The sequence below is a fragment of the Acinetobacter sp. ANC_7504 genome (assembly GCF_056779995.1).
The window spans coordinates 1-390 of the sequence record NZ_JBWYIZ010000039.1 but is presented as its reverse complement, the minus strand read 5'-3'; the positions used below and the strand labels follow the sequence as shown (position 1 = coordinate 390).

Below are 390 nucleotides of genomic sequence, written 5' to 3'. Positions count from 1 at the left end.
ACAAAGATGTCTTTTTACATTCTGAAAATGGTTTATTGGCCTTTGGTCCACCCCCTGCGGAAGAAGACCGTGACCCTGAGTTAATTAACGCAGGTAAAGAGTTTGTAACCCTGCTAGAAGGCGGAGCTTTCTTCCATCATGGTGATTCATTTGCCATGATGCGTGGTGGTCATTTAGACATCGCGGTACTGGGTGCTTTCCAAGTGGCAGAAAATGGTGATCTTGCAAACTGGCATACCGGTGCACCTGATGCCATTCCTGCTGTGGGTGGTGCAATGGATTTAGCCGTGGGTGCGAAGAAAGTCTTTATTACCACCGATCATGTCACTAAAAAAGGCGAACCGAAAATCGTTGCTGAGCTGACTTATCCTGCGACAGGTTTGAAATGTG

The 390-nt window shown here is 46.9% G+C and carries 1 protein-coding gene; it reads left to right on the top strand.

Annotated elements, in window-relative coordinates:
- On the top strand, window positions 1-390 hold a 390-nt coding region (locus AC1M9F_RS14520), incomplete at both ends, for a CoA-transferase (RefSeq protein WP_481598122.1).